General features: G+C 69.1%; 18 protein-coding genes. 8 read left to right on the top strand and 10 right to left on the bottom strand.

Annotation, left to right across the window (positions count from 1 at the left end):
* Positions 1 to 693 precede the first annotated feature (693 nt).
* The gene (gene lepA / locus JM664_RS16570; protein ID WP_227421041.1) at positions 694 to 2,496 is read right to left on the bottom strand and encodes a translation elongation factor 4; all 1,803 of its coding nucleotides are present in this window, start codon (positions 2,494 to 2,496) and stop codon (positions 694 to 696) included.
* A gap of 91 nt (positions 2,497 to 2,587) precedes the next feature.
* Positions 2,588 to 3,208 carry a YdeI/OmpD-associated family protein gene (locus tag JM664_RS16565; protein ID WP_227421040.1) on the bottom strand — a complete coding sequence of 207 codons (621 nt, stop codon included), beginning with the start codon at positions 3,206 to 3,208 and terminating at the stop codon, positions 2,588 to 2,590.
* A 267-nt stretch (positions 3,209 to 3,475) separates the two neighbouring features.
* On the opposite strand from JM664_RS16565, the gene JM664_RS16560 reads away from it, so the two are divergent.
* From JM664_RS16560 to eno, 5 genes are read left to right on the top strand one after another with little or no spacing between them, the layout of a single operon-like run.
* Positions 3,476 to 4,444: a YihY/virulence factor BrkB family protein gene (locus JM664_RS16560; protein ID WP_227421039.1), complete on the top strand. Its 969-nt coding sequence runs from the start codon at positions 3,476 to 3,478 to the stop codon at positions 4,442 to 4,444.
* 38 nt (positions 4,445 to 4,482) lie between these two features.
* On the top strand, positions 4,483 to 5,355 hold the full coding sequence (locus JM664_RS16555; RefSeq protein ID WP_227421038.1) for a PhzF family phenazine biosynthesis protein: 873 nt from the start codon (positions 4,483 to 4,485) through the stop codon (positions 5,353 to 5,355).
* Between the two features lie 9 nt (positions 5,356 to 5,364).
* Positions 5,365 to 5,787 (top strand): Fur family transcriptional regulator, encoded by a 423-nt coding sequence (locus JM664_RS16550; protein WP_227421037.1) that lies wholly within the window; start codon positions 5,365 to 5,367, stop codon positions 5,785 to 5,787.
* Positions 5,788 to 5,844: 57 nt separating this feature from the next.
* Positions 5,845 to 6,753, top strand: coding sequence for a DMT family transporter (locus JM664_RS16545; RefSeq protein WP_227421036.1), 909 nt, complete (start codon positions 5,845 to 5,847; stop codon positions 6,751 to 6,753).
* Positions 6,750 to 8,027 carry a phosphopyruvate hydratase gene (gene eno / locus JM664_RS16540; RefSeq protein ID WP_227421035.1) on the top strand — a complete coding sequence of 426 codons (1,278 nt, stop codon included), beginning with the start codon at positions 6,750 to 6,752 and terminating at the stop codon, positions 8,025 to 8,027. The genes JM664_RS16545 and eno overlap by 4 nt, the downstream gene beginning before the upstream one ends.
* A gap of 84 nt (positions 8,028 to 8,111) precedes the next feature.
* Here the strand turns inward: eno and JM664_RS16535 are convergent, their stop codons facing one another.
* Together JM664_RS16535 and JM664_RS16530 are read right to left on the bottom strand one after the other, a co-directional pair.
* Positions 8,112 to 8,648: a PRC-barrel domain-containing protein gene (locus JM664_RS16535; protein WP_227421034.1), complete on the bottom strand. Its 537-nt coding sequence runs from the start codon at positions 8,646 to 8,648 to the stop codon at positions 8,112 to 8,114.
* Between the two features lie 112 nt (positions 8,649 to 8,760).
* The gene (locus JM664_RS16530; protein WP_227421263.1) at positions 8,761 to 9,834 is read right to left on the bottom strand and encodes an anhydro-N-acetylmuramic acid kinase; all 1,074 of its coding nucleotides are present in this window, start codon (positions 9,832 to 9,834) and stop codon (positions 8,761 to 8,763) included.
* A gap of 69 nt (positions 9,835 to 9,903) precedes the next feature.
* On the opposite strand from JM664_RS16530, the gene tyrS reads away from it, so the two are divergent.
* Positions 9,904 to 11,151, top strand: coding sequence for a tyrosine--tRNA ligase (tyrS, locus tag JM664_RS16525; RefSeq protein WP_227421033.1), 1,248 nt, complete (start codon positions 9,904 to 9,906; stop codon positions 11,149 to 11,151).
* A 136-nt stretch (positions 11,152 to 11,287) separates the two neighbouring features.
* Here tyrS and JM664_RS16520 read toward each other — a convergent pair whose 3' ends face one another.
* The 5 genes from JM664_RS16520 to JM664_RS16500 all read right to left on the bottom strand — a co-directional run bounded on the left by JM664_RS16520 (position 11,288) and on the right by JM664_RS16500 (position 13,905).
* Positions 11,288 to 11,941, bottom strand: a complete 654-nt coding sequence (locus JM664_RS16520; protein WP_227421032.1) for a DUF1236 domain-containing protein — start codon at positions 11,939 to 11,941, stop codon at positions 11,288 to 11,290.
* Between the two features lie 200 nt (positions 11,942 to 12,141).
* A complete protein-coding gene (locus tag JM664_RS16515; RefSeq protein ID WP_227421031.1) occupies positions 12,142 to 12,630 on the bottom strand; it encodes a periplasmic heavy metal sensor in 489 nt (162 codons plus the stop codon).
* A gap of 2 nt (positions 12,631 to 12,632) precedes the next feature.
* Positions 12,633 to 12,974, bottom strand: a complete 342-nt coding sequence (locus JM664_RS16510) for a hypothetical protein (RefSeq protein ID WP_227421030.1) — start codon at positions 12,972 to 12,974, stop codon at positions 12,633 to 12,635.
* Positions 12,961 to 13,545: an RNA polymerase sigma factor gene (locus JM664_RS16505; protein ID WP_227421029.1), complete on the bottom strand. Its 585-nt coding sequence runs from the start codon at positions 13,543 to 13,545 to the stop codon at positions 12,961 to 12,963. Before JM664_RS16505 ends, JM664_RS16510 begins: the two co-directional genes overlap by 14 nt.
* 60 nt (positions 13,546 to 13,605) lie before the next feature.
* Complete coding sequence (locus JM664_RS16500) at positions 13,606 to 13,905, bottom strand: penta-EF hand family protein (RefSeq protein ID WP_264465767.1); 300 nt, start codon at positions 13,903 to 13,905, stop codon at positions 13,606 to 13,608.
* Between JM664_RS16500 and JM664_RS16495 the strand changes: the two genes are divergently transcribed.
* Positions 13,894 to 14,067: a hypothetical protein gene (locus JM664_RS16495; protein ID WP_227421028.1), complete on the top strand. Its 174-nt coding sequence runs from the start codon at positions 13,894 to 13,896 to the stop codon at positions 14,065 to 14,067. The genes JM664_RS16500 and JM664_RS16495 overlap by 12 nt on opposite strands.
* Before the next feature lie 223 nt (positions 14,068 to 14,290).
* Here JM664_RS16495 and dgoD read toward each other — a convergent pair whose 3' ends face one another.
* Positions 14,291 to 15,439, bottom strand: a complete 1,149-nt coding sequence (gene dgoD, locus JM664_RS16490) for a galactonate dehydratase (protein WP_227421027.1) — start codon at positions 15,437 to 15,439, stop codon at positions 14,291 to 14,293.
* A 287-nt stretch (positions 15,440 to 15,726) separates the two neighbouring features.
* On the opposite strand from dgoD, the gene acs reads away from it, so the two are divergent.
* Positions 15,727 to 17,685, top strand: coding sequence for an acetate--CoA ligase (acs, locus tag JM664_RS16485; RefSeq protein ID WP_227421026.1), 1,959 nt, complete (start codon positions 15,727 to 15,729; stop codon positions 17,683 to 17,685).
* The last annotated feature ends 3 nt before the right edge of the window (positions 17,686 to 17,688 follow it).

The raw sequence follows: 17,688 nt of genomic DNA, 5'->3' as shown, positions 1-17,688 counted from the left end.
TGAGCACGTGCTCAGGCATATGCCTAAGCCTCCATGGCTATGCCTGGGGGTCCGGTCGAAACGGGGGCCAGTTCAGCGTCATAGTTAGTCTTCACATGCTGGTGCAGTCGATCAATCATCAACCGCAGACTCTTCTTGTCTAGGTCAAAGCCGACCTCAAGCGTTTTTCGCTCTTCGCGAGGCGTGCTCACAAGCGAATAGATGAAGTCCGTGAAGCTCTTGCGAGTAAACGAGATACTTAGATGTTCGCCGTCTTCTGAGCTGCTTCCAATTACAATGTTAGATTCTGACATACTGATTTTCCACCGATTTGGCCAAGATGGCGTTGGCGCATCTGTTTCCGCGCGTCGGCGGCGGCATCTCGGTGGATCCCGGCCTTGCTAAACCAGCGCATACAATTTCTCCACCCGCCTTCCGCTTCACCCATGATATCTTCCACTAGACGAGGATCGCCGTGCAAGGTGTGTCTTGTAGCTTCGCGTGGCAAAGCATCCGGAGCCGGGCGGGCGCCTGCCCGTGGGGTGGCGCTGCAACGGTCGAGCGGCGCGCTTTATGGCAGCCAAGCCCTCCCCCCCTCGGAGCGGGGCGCGCGGGTGACAGAGCGCCAGCCCGCGGGGACGGGCAGGCGCTCGCCCGGCGCCTTCGGCTTGATTCCGGGCGGGTGGCGCGACGGTCCGGCGGTGGAGCCGGGCGTCAGGAGTCCATCTTCAGGGCGTTGATGAACGCCTCCTGGGGGATCTCGACCTTGCCGAACTGGCGCATGCGCTTCTTGCCGGCCTTCTGCTTTTCCAGCAGCTTCTTCTTGCGGGTGACGTCGCCGCCGTAGCACTTGGCGGTGACGTCCTTGCGCATGGCGGAGAGAGTCTCGCGAGCGATGACGCGGCCGCCGATCGCCGCCTGGATCGGGATCTTGAACATGTGGCGGGGGATCAGCTCTTTCAGCTTCTCGCACATCTGGCGGCCGCGGCCCTCGGCCCGGTCGCGGTGGACCATCATCGAGAGCGCGTCGACCGGCTCGTCGTTCACGAGGATCGACATCTTGACGAGGTAGTCCTGGCGGTAGCCGATCATCTGGTAGTCGAAGCTGGCGTAGCCCTTGGTCACCGACTTCAGCCGGTCGTAGAAGTCGAACACGACCTCGTTCAGCGGCAGGTCGTAGACGACCATGGCGCGGGTGCCGGCGTAGGTGAGGTCGAGCTGGATGCCGCGCCGCTCCTGGCAGAGCTTGAGGACGTCGCCCAGATATTCGTCGGGGACGAGGATGGTGGCCTTGATGCGCGGCTCCTCAATGTGGTCGACGTGGGTGAGGTCGGGCATGTCGGCGGGGTTGTGGAGCTCCTGCACCGAGCCGTCGCGCATGTGGATGCGGTAGACGACGGAGGGGGCGGTGGTGATGAGGTCGATGTCGTACTCGCGCTCGAGCCGGTCGCGGACGACCTCGAGATGCAGCAGGCCGAGGAAGCCGCAGCGGAAGCCGAAGCCGAGGGCGGCGGACGTCTCCATCTCGTAGGTGAAGGAGGCGTCGTTCAGGGCGAGCTTCTCGATGGCGTCGCGCAGGTCCTCGAAGTCGTTGGCGTCGACCGGGAAGAGGCCGCAGAAGACGACCGGGACCGAGGGCTTGAAGCCGGGGAGCGGCTGGGCGCACTGGCGGCGTTCGTGGGTGATGGTGTCGCCCACGCGGGTGTCGCGGACCTGCTTGATCGAGGCGTTGAGGTAGCCGATTTCACCCGGGCCGAGCTGGTCGACGGGGGTCATGGCGGGGCGGTAGACGCCGACGTCGTCGACGTCGTAGGTGCCGCCGGTCTTCATCATGCGGATGCGGTCGCCCTTGCGGAGGGTGCCGTCGATGATGCGGACGATGCAGATGACGCCGAGGTACTGGTCGTACTTGGAGTCGACGAGCATGGCCTTGAGGGGGGCGTCGGGGTCGCCCTCCTTCGGCGGCGGGAGGCGGGTGACGATGGCCTCGAGGACGTCGGGGATGCCTTGGCCGGTCTTGGCGGAGATCTCGACGGCGTCGTGGGCCTCGATGCCGATGACGTCCTCGATCTGCGTCTTGACGCGCTCGGGCTCGGACGCGGGGAGGTCGATCTTGTTGAGGACGGGGACGATCTCGTGGTCGGCCTCGATGGCGGTGTAGACGTTGGCGAGGGTCTGCGCCTCGACGCCCTGGGTGGCGTCGACGACCAGCAGGCTGCCCTCGACGGCCTGCATGGAGCGGGAGACCTCGTAGCCGAAGTCGACGTGGCCGGGGGTGTCGATGAGGTTGAGGACGTATGTGTGGCCGTCCTTTGCCGGGTACTCGATCCGGACGGTGTTGGCCTTGATGGTGATGCCGCGCTCGCGCTCGATGTCCATGGCGTCGAGGAGCTGCTCCTTCATGTCGCGCTCGGCCACGGTGCCGGTGAGCTGGATCAGCCGGTCGGCGAGCGTGGACTTGCCGTGGTCGATGTGGGCGACGATGGAGAAGTTGCGGATGTGCGCGAGGTCGGTCATGGGCGGGATATGACGGGGGCCACGGGAGCCGTCAAGCTGGGCCTCCGTCGAGCGTATCGTGCGTGACGCGCTGCCGCGCCGGTGGCACGGCCTATCGCTCCGTCGCGCCCTTTCCCGCGAGAATGCGACCCCGGAACCTGGCGATGCGGGAGAGCCGCGTCGCCGACGCCTTGGCGGAGCTCAGGGCGATCACGTAGCTCTTCTGCCGTCCCGGCGTCAGGGCTGCGAAGGCCGCCGCAAGCTCGGGGTCTGCGTCCAGTGCGTCGATCAGCTCATCGGGCAGGTCGAACCCGCCCTCCTCCTTCGGCGGCTTGAGTCCGGCTTCGGCGTAGCCCATCGCCTCCTTCAGATAGGCGAGGATCGTCGGCCGCATCTCGGCGACGTGAGCGTTGTCGGTGAAGCGGATCATGTCCGGGTGCCGCGTGTTCGGCCCCTGCCTTTCGAGCAAGCCTTTGGGGTCCTTCATCAGCGCAGCGTTGAAGAAGCTGAGGCGGAAGTCACCGCGGAACGCGCCCATGATCGCGATGTTGCGGCCCGCGTGCATGTAGCACGGGTGCGCCCACTTCACCGTTTCGGCAAGTCCGGCCGCGCGGCACACCTCGCGGAGCGCGCGAAGACCCTCCTCCCAGCGCCGGGTAGAGCAGTCGGGGGTGGCGAACCGGGCGCACCGTCCGCATCCCTGGGTGAAGAATTCCTCGACATCGGCAATCATCGCGCCGCAAGCGTGCCGGCGCAGCCCCGCTACGTCCAGCCGCTTAAAGCATCTCGCCCGATGAGCCGGTGCAGGGAGACGGCAAGTCGAGGTCGGTTTGCCTATGCGCATCTTTACCGCATTTCTGAGGCAAGCATGTGAGAGTTCCCCCTAGGACGACGGGCGTTCCAGGGTTGGCCGCACCAAGTGCTTTACGGCGCCGGCAAGCGGGCGGCGGAACGATTGCGCTCTACGCCTATTGTTCCTGCAAGAGCGAAGGAGGTGCAGATGGCACGGGCAAAACGCCGGCACGAGGGGCGGGGTCGCGATGCCGACGCGCCGACGCAGATCCCCGCGAAGGGCTGGAAGGATGTGGCGCTCCGCGTGAAGGACGAGATCGCGGCCGATCACGTCGGCCTGATCGCGGCGGGCGTGGCGTTCTATGCGCTGCTCGCGCTGTTTCCGGCGATCACCGCCTGCATGGCCATCGCGGGTCTGCTGGTCGAGCCGCAGGGCATCGTCGACCAGCTGGAGCAGATCGGGACGCTGCTGCCGGAGCAGGCGGCCGACATCATTATCGGCCAGGCGACGAGCGTCGCGGGGAGCAACGAGGGCGGCCTCGGGCTTGCGGCCGTGGTCGGCGTCCTCCTCGCCATCTACTCCGCCTCGAAGGGGACGAGCAGCCTGATCGAGGGGCTGAACGTGGCCTATGACGAGACGGACGAGCGCGGCTTCATCAAGCGGACGCTGCTCGTCTACGGCATGACGGTCCTCCTGATCGTTGGCTTCGTGATTGGCGTCGCCGTTGCGATGGTGCTGCCCGCTGTGCTGGCGAACTTCGGCCTCGGTCCGGTGGTGGAGTGGGTGGCAGGCATCGCGAGCTGGGTGATCCTGGTCCTGCTCGCCGTCGTGGGGCTCGCGGTGCTCTACCGCTGGGGTCCGGACCGCGACAAGCCGGAGTGGAAGTGGGCGACCCCTGGCGCGGCCGTGGCGACGGTGCTGTGGGTGATCGGCTCGGCCGCCTTCGCCTTCTACGTGGCGAACTTCGCGAGCTACAACGAGACGTTCGGCACGCTGGGCGGCGTGATCGTCCTGCTGATGTGGCTCTGGCTCTCGGCCTACATCGTGCTGATGGGTGCGGAGATCGACAGCGAGATGGAGGCGCAGACGCGGGCGGACACGACCGTCGGCCCGGACGAGCCGATGGGGCAGCGCGGCGCGGTCAAGGCGGACCGGCTGGGCGAGAGCCGGGCCTGACCTCTTGACCCCGGCCGGGGGTCGGGCAACGCTTCGGCATGACGCGCTACGTGGTTCTCGACGTGTTCACCGACACGGCCTTCGGGGGCAATCCGCTGGCCGTGATCCCCGACGCCACCGCCCTGCCCGAAGAGACCCTGCAGAAGATCGCGCGGGAGTTCGGGTTCTCGGAGACGACCTTCGTCTATCCGCCGGCGGAGGCGGGCCATACTGCGCGCGTCCGCATCTTCACCCCCGCCTCCGAGATTCCCTTCGCCGGCCATCCGACCATCGGGACGGCCGTGGCGCTGGCGCGCGACGGGGCGGCGCCGGAGATGGTGCTGGAGCTGGGCGTGGGGCCGATCCGCGCATGGGTCGAAGGCGACGCTGCGCGCTTCGTGACCGAGGTGCCGCTGACGCTGGGAGCCGAGCCGGAGCCGGCGCTGGTGGCCGCCTGCGCGGGCCTCGACATGCGCGACCTGGAGCTTGCGCGGCACCGGCCGGTCGTGGCGTCGGTCGGCCTGCCCTTCGTGCTGGCGGAGCTTTCGGGTCACGATGCGCTGGCCCGCGCGGCGCCCGACCGCGCGGCGTTCGCGCGTGCCGAGGCCGCCCACCCCACCGGGATCGACCTCTTCGCGTTGCTGCTCTACGTCCGGCGCGGCGGCGAGGTGCGGGCGCGGATGTTCGCGCCGCTGATCAACGTGCCCGAAGACCCGGCCACCGGCAGCGCGGCGGCGGCGCTGGCCGCGTTTCTCGCCAGCCGCGAGGGTGACCTGGACCTGACGCTGCACCAGGGGCTGGAGATGGGGCGGCCGTCGCGCATCGATCTGTCGGTCCGCGGCGGGGCCGTGACCGTGGGCGGCCGGGCCGTGCCGGTTATGGAGGGTCATCTGGTGCTGCCCGGGCTTCCTGCGAATCTCGTGACGCCCTAGGAGGTGGCCATGAGCGAGACGATCAGAAAGCGTGCCGAGGCTTGCGGCCTCAGGATGACCGGGCAGCGACGGACCATCGCCTCGGTCATCGAGGGCTCGGACGACCACCCGGACGTGGAGGAGCTGCACGCGCGCGCCACCGCCGCCGACCCGCGGATCTCGCTCGCCACGGTCTATCGCACCGTCAAGCTCTTCGAGGAATCCGGGCTCCTCGAGAAGGTCGACTTCGGCGACGGCCGCGCCCGCTACGAGGATGCCGAGCGCAAGCACCACGACCACCTGATCGACCTGCATTCGGGCGAGGTGATCGAGTTCGTCGACGAGGAGATCGAGGCGCTGCAGGAGAAGATCGCCCGCAAGCTCGGCTATCGGCTCAAGGGACACCGGCTGGAGCTCTACGGCGTGCCGATCGCACGCAAGGGCGGCAACTGACCTTTCCCCTCGCGCGCCGTGCCGCTATGGCGGGCGCGGGCGCGAAGGCGGGGGCGCATGGACAATCGACGCGGCATTCTCCTGATGGTCGCCGCGATGGCGGGCTTCGCGGTGGAGGACATGTTCGTCAAGGCCGCGAGCGCCACCGTGCCGGTCGGTCAGATCATCGCCGTCATCGGGCTTGCGGGGCTCGTGGCATTCGCCCTCCTGGTGTGGAGGCAGGGCCAGTCCTTGCTGTCGCCCGCCTTGCTGACCGGGCCGGTAATGCTGCGCAATCTGGGCGAGGCGGTCGGCACGGTGGGCTTCGTGATGGCCATCGTGCTGACGCCGCTGACCAGCGCCTCGGCCATCCTGCAGGCGACACCGCTCGTCATCACGGCGGGTGCAGCGCTGTTTCTCGGCGAGGACGTGCGGTGGCGGCGCTGGACGGCGATTGCCTTCGGCCTCGTGGGCGTCCTCATGATCGTGCGGCCGGGGCTCGAGGGGTTCATGCCGGCCTCGCTCTTTGCCGTCGTCGGGGTCGCGGGCCTCAGCCTGCGGGACCTCGCGACGCGCGTCGTGCCGCGGGAGGTGTCGTCCGCGCAGCTCTCGGCCTGGGCCTTCGCCACGGCGATCGTCACCGGCACCATCCTCGCCCTCATCGGCGGCGCGCCGCTCGCCCTGCCCTCGGCGGGTGCGGCGGCGATGCTCCTCGGGGCAGCGGCGTTCGGCCTCGCCGCCTACTGGGCGATCACCCAGTCGATGCGCGCGGGCGAGCTGTCGGTGGTGGCGCCGTTCCGTTATACGCGCCTGATCTTCGCGCTGATCCTCGGCGCGCTCGCCTTCGGCGAACGGCCGGACGTCTGGACTCTGGCCGGAGCGGCGCTGATCATCGGCTCCGGCCTCTACACGCTCTCACGCGAGAGGCGGACCCGCCGCGCCCGCACGCCAACCGGATCTCCCACCAGAACGGATTTGAGAACATGAGCACCATCATCGACATCATCGGCCGAGAGATCCTCGACAGCCGCGGGAACCCCACCGTCGAGGTCGACGTGATCCTCGAGGACGGGACGATGGGACGCGCCGCGGTGCCATCGGGCGCCTCCACCGGCGCGCACGAGGCGGTCGAACGGCGCGACGGCGACAAGGGCCGCTACGGCGGCAAGGGCGTGCTGGAGGCGGTCGCGGCCGTCAACGGCGAGATCGCCGAGACCTTGGTCGGCTTCGACGCCACCGAGCAGGAGGCCATCGACGCCGCGATGATCGAGATGGACGGCACCGACAACAAGGGCCGGCTGGGCGCGAACGCGATCCTCGGCGTTTCGCTGGCGGCCGCCAAGGCGGCGGCGGACTTCACCTCGCAGCCGCTCTTCCGCTATGTCGGCGGCACGGCGGCGCGGGTGCTGCCGGTGCCGATGATGAACATCATCAACGGTGGCGAGCACGCCGACAATCCGATCGACATCCAGGAGTTCATGATCATGCCGGTCTCGGCGCCGAGCATTGCCGAGGCGGTGCGCGCGGGCTCTGAGATCTTCCAGGTGCTCAAGAAGGAGCTGAGCGCCGCCGGCCACTCGACTGGTATCGGTGACGAGGGCGGCTTCGCACCAAACCTGAGCTCTACCCGCGAAGCGCTTGATTTCATTGTGAAGGCAGTGGAGAAGGCAGGCTACGCTCCGGGCGACGACATCATGCTCGCGCTCGACTGCGCCTCGACCGAGTATTTCCGGGACGGCGCCTATCACATGGAGGGCGAAGGCGCGACGCTTAGCCCGGACGAGAACGTGGCCTACCTCGAGGCGCTGGTTGCGGACTATCCGATCATTTCGATCGAGGACGGCTCCGCCGAGGACGACTGGGAGGGCTGGAAGGCGCTGACCCGAGCTCTGGGCGACCGGGTGCAGCTCGTCGGCGACGACCTCTTCGTCACCAATCCCGACCGGCTGGAGCGCGGCATCGCCGAGGGGGCGGGCAACTCGCTGCTCGTCAAGGTGAACCAGATCGGCACGCTGAGCGAGACGCTGCGCGCCGTCGACATGGCGCACCGCGCCCGCTTTACCTGTGTAATGTCGCACCGCTCGGGCGAGACCGAGGACGCGACCATCGCCGACCTCGCCGTCGCGACGAACTGCGGCCAGATCAAGACGGGCTCGCTCTCGCGCTCCGACCGTCTGGCGAAGTACAACCAGCTGATCCGGATCGAGGAGATGCTGGGCGACACCGCGCGCTACGCCGGGCGCGGCATCCTGCGCGCCTGAGCGGCAACGAAAAGACCCGCCGGTCAATCACCGGCGGGTCACATTGTTGGCTGGCCGGCCATCGCCGGACACCGCGGATGGAGGTCAGTTCCACCAGCCTTCGTCGACGCCTTCCATGTTCTCGAGCTCCTCTTCCGAGTAACGAGTCACGAGGCTGTAGGTCTGGTCGTCCACCGGGACGAGATCCACGTCACCGACCCGCAGCATCACGTGCTTGTCGCCGATGTCGAGGAAGCCGCCGACCTCGACCACGACGCCGACTAGCTGACCGGACTGGTCGAGCACCACGTCCTCGATCTCGCCGATCTGGTTCCAGTCCGAGCCCACTTCGTTGTAGCCCGTCCAACCCCAGCGATACCCGGGTGCAGCCATGCCGTCGCCGACCGCTCCGACGTTCTCGGTGGACTCGACACCGTCGCCGACCCCCCACGCGCCTTCGTCCCAAGCTTCGTTCGTCGTGTAGACCGGACCGCCGGTGATGTCGCGGGTGCGGATCAGCCGCGCGTAGTCCAGTTCACCGCCCATCGCCATCGTGTCGGTCGTATCGGTCAGGGTGTCCTGGGCGATGGCGGGCGCAGCGGCCAGCATCAGAGCGCTGGCAGTTGTAGCAAGGCGTTTCATGGCTTTGCTCCTTTTGTTGTGCTTTCATCTCACCAACAAAACTGCAGCGCGAGAGTTCCGAGTATTCAGGGCGCAAGGCGGTCTGCTCACGCGACGGCAGGCGGCCGCTCGGTCATGGCCGGCAGATCCGGCCGCCGGGCAGAGGCCGCGGCACCCCGGTCGTTCCGGGGGCGCTGAGCGGCAGTCCTCGCGCAACCCGCGCGGCGAGGTAGGCGAAGGCCTGCGCCTCAAGCATGTCGCCGTCGAGGCCGATCGCCTCGACCGGCTCGACGGCGATCGCGGCGCGGTCCGCGAGCATCGCCATCAGGGTCGGGTTCCTGCGCCCGCCTCCGGTGACGAGCATCCGCCGCGGGCGGGACGGGCAGTGGTCGAGCCCCTGCGCCACCGCCGCCGCCGCGACCGCGGCGAGCGTCGCCACCGCGTCCTCGGTCCGCCGCCCCTCGCCCGTCTCCCAAAGCCAGGCGAAGTCGAGCCGGTCGAGCGACTTCGGCGCCGGCCGCGCAAGGTAGGGCTCGGCCAGGAACCGCTCGACGATCTCCTCGTCCACCCGCCCCGCTGCGGCCAGCGCGCCGCCCTCGTCGAACGCAAGCGTTGTGCGCGCGCGGACCAGGTCGTCCATCGGCGCATTCGCGGGCCCGGTGTCGAAGGCGAGGCAGGCGCCGGGCGCGTCGGGGCCGTCCGCCGCGGGGTCGACCCAGGTCAGGTTGCCGACGCCCCCGAGGTTGAGGAACGCCGTCGGCTCGTCCAGCCCCGCCCAGCGCGCGCAGGCGAAGTGGAAGAACGGCGCGAAGGGCGCCCCCTCGCCCCCCGCCGCCACATCGGCCGAGCGGAAGTCCCAAGCCACCGGCACCCCGAGCCCGCGCGCGAGCCCCGCCGCGTCGCCCGCCTGGTGCGTCCCTCGCCCCCGCGGCTCGTGCGCCAGCGTCTGGCCGTGAAAGCCCGCGAGGTCCGGCCGATCGAAGCGCCGCATGAGGTCGAGATGCGCCTCTGTCACCACCCGCGCGGCCTCCTCGACCCCGTCGCCGGGCCAGCGACCCAGCGCCGCGCGCAGCACCGCGCGCTCCTCGGGCGTGTAGGGGCGGTAGGCACTCGGCCCGAAGGCCTTGATGCCTTCGCCGTCCGTCACCAGCACCGCGGCATCCACCCCGTCGAGCGAGGTGCCCGACATCGCGCCGAGGACCGTCATGCTCATGCTTTCCCTCCGCCGGACCCGCCGATATAGAAGGCGCGCACCCGGACCTTGGACTCAGGCGTCATGACCTACCACCCGAAATCGGAGTTCCTGCACGTGATGCAGGAGCGGGGCTACTTCGCCGACTGCACCGACCTGCAGGGGCTGGACGAGACGCTCGCGGCGGGGGTGGTACCCGCCTACATCGGCTACGACGCCACGGCGCAGTCGCTGCACGTCGGCCACCTGCTCAACATCATGATGCTGCGCTGGCTGCAGAAGTGCGGACACCGGCCGATCACGCTGATGGGCGGCGGCACGACCAAGGTCGGCGACCCGTCGTTCCGCGCCGACGAGCGTCCGCTGCTGACGCCCACGCAGATCGACGAGAACATCGCCGCGATGGGCCGGGTCTTCGACCGCTACCTCGACTACGGCGCGGGCGGCGCGATGATGCTCAACAACGCCGAGTGGCTCGACGGGCTGAACTACCTCGACTTCCTGCGCGACATCGGACGGCACTTCAGCGTCAACCGGATGCTCAGCTTCGAGAGCGTCAAGTCGCGGCTCGACCGCGAGCAGTCACTGTCGTTCCTCGAGTTCAACTACATGATCCTGCAGGCCTACGACTTCGTCGAACTCTGGCGGAGGCATGGTTGCCTGCTGCAAATGGGCGGCTCGGACCAGTGGGGCAACATCGTCAACGGCGTCGACCTCGCGCGGCGCGTGGCGGACGTGGAGCTCTTCGGCCTGACCTCGCCGCTCTTGACCACGTCCGACGGGCGCAAGATGGGCAAGTCGGCGGGCGGCGCCGTGTGGCTCTCGGCCGAGATGCTCGCGCCCTACGAGTTCTGGCAGTTCTGGCGCAACACGACCGACGCCGACGTTGGCCGCTTCCTGAAGCTCTACACCGAGCTGCCGGTCGACGAGTGCGAGCGCCTGGGCTCCCTCGGTGGCGCCGAGATCAACGAGGCCAAGGTCCGCCTTGCCAACGAGGTGACGGCGCTGCTCCATGGCGGCGAGGCGGCTCGGGCGGCGGAGGCCACCGCGCGCGAGGTGTTCGAGCATGGCGGCGCTGGCGACGCCCTGCCGACGCTGGCGCTCAGCCCCGACGAGGTGGCGGGTGGCATCTCGATCGTGCAGCTCATCGTCCGCTCGGGCCTTGCGAAGTCCGGCAAGGAGGCGCGCCGCCTCATCGCCGAGAACGGCGCGAGGATGGATGATGCGCCGCTGACGGACGCGGGCCTGATGCTTGACGCCGCCGCGCTGGCCTCTCCGGTCAAGCTGAGCGCCGGCCGCAAACGGCACGCCCTCGTCACGCTCGCGGGGTGACGGCGCCGCCGGACGACGCAAACGGCGCCAATGCATGTCTCGCGGGCGCCCGCGGCGCCCGCTCACTTCGATGACCGGCTCATGAGGAAGGGGCGGCCGAGGCCGCCCCTGATGCTTTCTTGTCCCAGGTGCCGGGTCAGCGCACGATCGTTACGATGCGCCGCTCTGCCGGCTCCACCACCGCAGGCACGCCGTTGACGTAAATGTAGCGGAACTCGCTCTCGGGGACCTGGTAGAGCTCCACCGTCTCCGGCACCGTGGCGCCGACGACCACCTCGCCCTCCAGGTAGACCGGCTCGACCGGGTTCTCGACCACGTAGGACGTGACCTGAGGTCCCGGGTCACTGGCGGCGCCGAGGCCCGCACCGATCGCGGCGCCCGCCGCGATTCCGATGGGGCCGCCGAGCACGCCGCCGATCACGGCGCCCATCGTTCCGGCGCCGGCGGCCGAGGCGGCGCGGGTGTCGGTGACCTCCACCGTCGTGACCTGCGCCCGCTCACGGTTTTCGTAGAGGACCGCGGTCTCGTCGCCGATCCGCGTCGTCAGATAGTCGCCGAAGGCCCAGCCGGTCGTGCCTTCGAACTCGACGCGGCACCAGTTGACGGTCTCGGCGCAGGCTTCGACCATCACCTGGCCGTCGGCGGGGATCACCGTGAGGATCTCGCCCATCGGGCTCGGCTCGGCGCGCAGGTTGAGGTCGGTGGCGGCCGTGGCCTGCGTCTGTGCGCTGGCCGCACCGGCCAGAAGGGCGCCGGCGGCGGTCGCGGAAATCAGGTAACGCTTGAACATCGTATCGCTCCTCGCGAAGGGGCCGGGCATGAACGTCCAGCCATGATGGGAGCACAACATCCGCCTGAGATCGCGAGTTCCGGCAGCTTCGGCCGACACGCGAAAATCGGTCCGAACCCGCCGCCGGGATACCCGCGAACCGGCGGAAAGCGACCGAAACGGCAGGGCGAGGGAACCACCTCTCTACCCGCCAGACGCCGTCACCGCCTGCCGTCACCCCGCCGGGCAAAGGCGCGGTCGAGTCGTTCGGCATAGGCGGCGCGCGCGTTTGGCGTCATCGCCGCCAGCCGCGCGATCAGGAGCTCCTCGCCCAGCGCCTGCCGGTCGGAGGCCGCGCGCCGCTGCTCGGCAAGTGCGGCGCGCAAGGCATCCGGCTCGAACGGCTCTGCCCGCAGGAGCGTCAGCATCGTCTCGAAGCGCTGCCGCAGCGCCTCGCGGTTCTCCCGCAGCGGCTCCGCCCGCTGGCGCATATCCTCGAGCATCCGCCGCCGCTCCTCCTCGTCCAGCGCAGCGATCAGGGGGTTGCGCCCGAACTGGCCCGCCGCCGGCCGGTCCCGCCAGCGCTCCGGCCCGTGACTGTCGAAGACGAAGCCGACGACGATCCCGACCACCAGCAGGTTCAGCGCCAGCGACACCGCCAGGAGGATCGAGGTCCAGCGCCGTGGCGCGGACGGTGCCGGATCTACCATCGTCAGAACTCCTCGCTGAGGTAGCCGGGCATCAGGTCCGCCAGCTCGTAGCCGGCCGCGGCGTCGATGCCGGCGACCTGCCGCACCGCGTCCGGCGCGGCGGCCCCGATCCAGACGCCCGCCGCCGCCGCCGTGGTGAGGCCGGCCAGCGCAGGCCAGCCGCCGAGCGCGTCGATGAAGGCGCGGAGCGGCGAGGTTTGCCGTCGCGGCGGGGATGGCAGCGGTCGCAGCGCCTCCGCATCGGCGGCAACGAGGTTGTAGAGCGTCTCCGGCGGCCGGGGCCCGTCGCGGCCCGCCGCGAAGAAGGGCGCCAGGATGTCGTCGTCTTCCTCAGCTCTCGTCATATCCCAACTCCTCTCGCCGCCCGCGGAGTGCCGCGGCCAGTGCCCGCTTGCCCCGCGCCGTCAGGCTTTCCACCGCCTCGATTCCGATCCCCATCACCTCGGCGATCTCCGGGTTCGCCAGCCCCTCGAGGTGGCGCAGCACGACTGCCTCGCACTGCCGCTCCGGCAGGGCGGCGAGCGCCGTCTCGAGCGCCGCCGCGCGGTCCCGCTCGACCAGCCGCGCCACGGCGCCCGGTGCGCCATCCGCCGGATCGCCCGCCGCTTCGATCCCGGTGGAGCGGGTCGAGCGGCGCAGGCGGTCGATGCAGAGGTTCGCCACCACGCGGTAGAGCCACGTCGTCACCCGCGCCTCGGGCCGCCACTCAGGTGCGCTGCGCCAGAGTCGAAGCATGGCCTCCTGCGCCACGTCATCGGCCTCGGCCCGGTCACCGCCGAGCATCCTGACCGCATGTCGAAAGGCCCGCGGCACCAGCCGCATCGTCAGCATGCGCGCGGCCGCGGCGTCGCCCCTGCCGTAGGCGGCCACCAGCGCCTCGTCGCTTTCCGCGTTTTCGTCGAGGGGCATCGGCATCGACTCGTGAGGGTCCGTCCGGTTCGGGCCGGCGGTTGGTGCCGCCGGCCGCATTCAGGCTCAGCGGCGCGGCATGTCCATGCCGTGGTGGCCGGAGCGACGGTCGCCGCGGTGATGGTCGCCACGGCCGCCGCGACGATCTTCCATCCGCTCGCGCGCGGCATCGAACTCCGCCTCTGTCACCGCGCCATCCCAGTCGGCATCCATCATCCGCAGCATTCCGCCGTGCCGTCCCTCGCCGCGTGCGGCGAGTTCCTCGGCGTCCACGGTGCCGTCACCGTCCTGATCCAGTCGCTCGATCATCCGCTCGGCCATCCGCTGGCGGCGCTCCTCGGCCTGGCGCTCCATGTGGGCGACCATCTCGTCGGCGCCGATCTGGCCGTCGCCGCTGGTGTCGATCTCGGCGAAACGCGCGGTGGCGGCGGCGTCGAGGTCCTCTTGGGTGATGCTGCCGTCGCGTCGGTGTCGAGCTCGGCGAAGGTGGGGCCGCGTGGCGTCGTGGGCCGCGACGCATCGGCCTGAGGCGCCGTGTCTGATTGCTCTGCTGCGGGCGGCTCGGCCTGGGCGGTCACGGCCCCCGGCACCAGCGCCACCGAGATGAGCGCGAGCGCTGTGGTGGCGGACAGGATCAGTCGTGTGCGAGTGGTCACGGTGGAAGTCTCCTTGCTATCTTTCCAGTGACGCGGGCTGTCTGGGCGCGCGTTCGATACTGGAACGGTGCACGTGAGAGATTCCGTCGCGCCTTTTACCACTCCGCGACGCTGCCGTCGGCGTGACGCCAGACCGGATTGCGCCAGCGGTGCCCGGTCTCCGCCGCGCGCACGACCGCGGCCTCGTCGATCTCGATGCCGAGGCCAGGTCCGTCGGGGATGCGCACCATGCCGTCGTGGTACTCGAAGACCTTGGGGTCGACGAGGTAGTCGAGGATGTCCGCCGCCTCGTTGTAGTGGATGCCGAGCGACTGCTCCTGGATGAAGGCGTTGTGGCTGACCGCGTCGACCTGGAGGCAGGCGGCGAGCGCGATCGGCCCGAGCGGACAGTGCGGCGCGAGCGCCACGTCGTAGGCCTCGGCCATGGCGGCGATCTTGCGGCACTCCGTGATGCCACCCGCGTGGGAGAGGTCAGGCTGGATGATGTCGACCGCCCTGCCCTCGAACACCGGCTTGAAGTCCCAGCGCGAGTAAAGGCGCTCGCCCAGCGCAATGGGTGTCGATAGGCCGGCGGTGATCGAGGGCAGCGCGTCCTGGTTCTCGGGCAGGACCGGCTCTTCCACGAACATCAGGCGCATGGGCTCGAGCTCGCGCAGCAGCACGCGCGCCATCGGGCGGTGCACCCGGCCATGAAAGTCCACGCCGAGGCCGATATGGGGCCCCACGGCCTCGCGCACCGCGGCGATGTTGGCGACCGCAGCGTCGACCGCGGCGTGGCCGTCGACGATCTGCATCGGCCCGGTGCCGTTCATCTTGAGCGCGGTGAAGCCGGCCTCGACCAGCGCAAACGCCGAGTCGGCCGTCTCGCTCGGATGGTCTCCTCCGACCCAGGAATAGACCCGGATGCCGTCGCGGCAGCGGCCGCCGAGGAGCTGGTGCACCGGCTGGTCCAGCCAGCGGCCCTTGATGTCCCACAGCGCCTGGTCGATCCCGGCGATGGCGCTCATCAGGACCGGGCCGCCACGGTAGAAGCCGCCGCGATAGAGCACGTTCCAGTGGTCCTCGATCCTCAGCGGGTCCTGCCCGACGAGGTAGTCGGCCAGCTCCTCCACCGCCGCCTGCACCGTGTGCGCGCGGCCCTCGACCACCGGCTCGCCCCAGCCGGAAACGCCCTCGTCTGTCTCGATCTTGAGGAACAGCCAGCGCGGCGGGACGACGAAGGTGCGGAGCGACGTGATCTTCATGACCGCACCGCGCCGATATTCCCGTTGGCCTGCATCGCGCCGTCCTCCTGCCGCGTCTCGCCTGCTTCATGATTGCCGCGATGTTTCGGCGCGGCAATGCCATCGAAGGCGCGCCGATCAGCGATTGGCTGTAAAGAACTTCACAAGCCGATCGCGGGAATGAGAGAAATGTTTAACAAGATATGAACGGTGTACCAGAGACCTGTGCGAGATTTTCCCGATCCGGGTTATGGGGAAGCATCGCCCGCAGCCTGTGCGGGAGCCGCAAGTGACGCGAGGAGAACCCGATGCTCGACGAGAACGAGACCACCTATCCGCCGTCCGAGGAATTCGCGTCGGGGGCACATGTGGACCGTGCGCGGTACGACGAGATGTACGCCCGCTCGATCGAGGACCCTGACGGCTTCTGGGGCGAGCACGGGCGGCGTCTGGACTGGATCAGGCCCTACGAGACCGTGCGCGAGGTCAGCTTCGTCCACCCCGACGTCTCGATCCGCTGGTTCGGCGACGGCACGCTCAACGTCGCGGCGAACTGCGTCGACCGCCACCTCGAGACGCGCGGCGATCAGACGGCGATCATCTGGGAGCCGGACGACCCGAAGGACGAGGCGCTGCACATCACGTACCGCGAGCTGCACGAGCGGGTCTGCAAGGTCGCGAACGTCCTGAAGGAGATGGGCGTCGGCCGCGGCGACCGCGTCGTGCTCTACCTGCCGATGATCCCCGAGGCGGCCTACGCCATGCTCGCCTGCGCCCGCATCGGCGCGATCCACTCGGTGGTGTTTGCCGGCTTCTCGCCAGACGCGCTCGAGAACCGGATCGACGACAGTGACGCCAAGGTGGTGATCACCTCCGACGGCGCTCCGCGCGGCGGTCGCGTCACCAACCTCAAGGACAACGTCAACAAGGCGCTGGTCAACTCCAACACCGACCCGAAGGTGCTGGTCGTGCGCCGCACCGGGCAGCAGGTAGCGTGGGTCGAGGGCCGCGACCACTGGCTGCACGAGATGGAGGCCCGCGTCTCCGCCGACTGCCCGGCCGAGGAGATGGGGGCGGAGGACCCGCTCTTCATCCTTTACACCTCCGGCTCGACGGGCAAGCCGAAGGGCGTGGTGCACACCTCCGGCGGCTACCTGATGTTCGCGTCGATGACGCATGAGCTGGTCTTCGACTACCATCCCGGCGACGTCTTCTGGTGCACCGCCGATGTCGGCTGGGTCACCGGACACAGCTACATCGTCTATGGACCGCTCGCGAACGGCGCGACAACGCTGATGTTCGAGGGCGTGCCCACCTGGCCCGACGCCGGGCGGTTCTGGGAGGTGTGCGCCAAGCACAAGGTCAACCAGTTCTACACCGCGCCGACCGCCATTCGCGCACTGATGGGCCAGGGCGACGGGCCGGTCGAGAAGCACGACCTGAGCTCGCTCAAGCTCCTCGGCACGGTCGGCGAGCCGATCAACCCCGAGGCGTGGAACTGGTACAACCGCGTCGTCGGCAAGGGTAAGTGCCCGATCGTCGACACCTGGTGGCAGACCGAGACCGGCGGGCACCTGCTGACGCCGCTGCCGGGCGCCATCGCGACAAAGCCCGGCTCGGCCACCTTGCCCTTCTTCGGCGTCAAGCCCGTGGTGCTGGAGGCCGAGAGCGGCAAGATCGTCGAGGGCAACCCGGCCGAAGGCGTGCTCTGCCTCGCCGACAGCTGGCCGGGCCAGATGCGCACGATCTGGGGCGACCATCAGCGCTTCGCCGACACCTACTTCCAGCAGTACAAGGGCTACTACTTCTCCGGCGACGGCTGCCGCCGCGACGCGGATGGCTACTACTGGATCACCGGCCGCGTGGACGACGTGATCAACGTCTCCGGCCACCGAATGGGCACCGCCGAGGTCGAGAGCGCGCTGGTGGCGCACGAGAAGGTCGCCGAGGCGGCGGTCGTGGGCTACCCGCACGAGATCAAGGGTCAGGGCATCTACGCTTATGTCACGTTGATGACTGGAGTGGAGCCCACGGACGAACTTCGCAAGGAGCTCAGCGACTGGGTCCGCCAGGAGATCGGGCCGATCGCGAAGCCGGACCTGATCCAGTGGGCGCCGGGCCTCCCCAAGACCCGCTCGGGCAAGATCATGCGTCGCATCCTGCGCAAGATCGCGGAGAACGATCCAGCCTCGCTCGGCGACACGTCCACTCTCGCGGATCCTGCAGTCGTCGACGACCTCGTCGAAAACCGCATGAACAAGGGCTGAGCG

Source organism: Roseitranquillus sediminis (assembly GCF_016918935.1).
In the GTDB taxonomy this organism is placed as follows: Bacteria; Pseudomonadota; Alphaproteobacteria; order Rhodobacterales; family Rhodobacteraceae; genus Roseitranquillus; species Roseitranquillus sediminis.
This window is presented reverse-complemented; position numbering and strand designations above follow the sequence as displayed.

Coding starts and splice junctions, on each gene's coding strand:
- lepA (WP_227421041.1), bottom strand. CDS start 2,496: ATGACCGACCTCGCGCACATCCGCAACTTCTCCATCGTCGCCCACATC.
- JM664_RS16565 (WP_227421040.1), bottom strand. CDS start 3,208: ATGATTGCCGATGTCGAGGAATTCTTCACCCAGGGATGCGGACGGTGC.
- JM664_RS16560 (WP_227421039.1), top strand. CDS start 3,476: ATGGCACGGGCAAAACGCCGGCACGAGGGGCGGGGTCGCGATGCCGAC.
- JM664_RS16555 (WP_227421038.1), top strand. CDS start 4,483: ATGACGCGCTACGTGGTTCTCGACGTGTTCACCGACACGGCCTTCGGG.
- JM664_RS16550 (WP_227421037.1), top strand. CDS start 5,365: ATGAGCGAGACGATCAGAAAGCGTGCCGAGGCTTGCGGCCTCAGGATG.
- JM664_RS16545 (WP_227421036.1), top strand. CDS start 5,845: ATGGACAATCGACGCGGCATTCTCCTGATGGTCGCCGCGATGGCGGGC.
- eno (WP_227421035.1), top strand. CDS start 6,750: ATGAGCACCATCATCGACATCATCGGCCGAGAGATCCTCGACAGCCGC.
- JM664_RS16535 (WP_227421034.1), bottom strand. CDS start 8,648: ATGAAACGCCTTGCTACAACTGCCAGCGCTCTGATGCTGGCCGCTGCG.
- JM664_RS16530 (WP_227421263.1), bottom strand. CDS start 9,834: ATGACGGTCCTCGGCGCGATGTCGGGCACCTCGCTCGACGGGGTGGAT.
- tyrS (WP_227421033.1), top strand. CDS start 9,904: ATGACCTACCACCCGAAATCGGAGTTCCTGCACGTGATGCAGGAGCGG.
- JM664_RS16520 (WP_227421032.1), bottom strand. CDS start 11,941: ATGTTCAAGCGTTACCTGATTTCCGCGACCGCCGCCGGCGCCCTTCTG.
- JM664_RS16515 (WP_227421031.1), bottom strand. CDS start 12,630: ATGGTAGATCCGGCACCGTCCGCGCCACGGCGCTGGACCTCGATCCTC.
- JM664_RS16510 (WP_227421030.1), bottom strand. CDS start 12,974: ATGACGAGAGCTGAGGAAGACGACGACATCCTGGCGCCCTTCTTCGCG.
- JM664_RS16505 (WP_227421029.1), bottom strand. CDS start 13,545: ATGCCGATGCCCCTCGACGAAAACGCGGAAAGCGACGAGGCGCTGGTG.
- JM664_RS16500 (WP_264465767.1), bottom strand. CDS start 13,905: ATGGTCGCCCACATGGAGCGCCAGGCCGAGGAGCGCCGCCAGCGGATG.
- dgoD (WP_227421027.1), bottom strand. CDS start 15,439: ATGAAGATCACGTCGCTCCGCACCTTCGTCGTCCCGCCGCGCTGGCTG.
- acs (WP_227421026.1), top strand. CDS start 15,727: ATGCTCGACGAGAACGAGACCACCTATCCGCCGTCCGAGGAATTCGCG.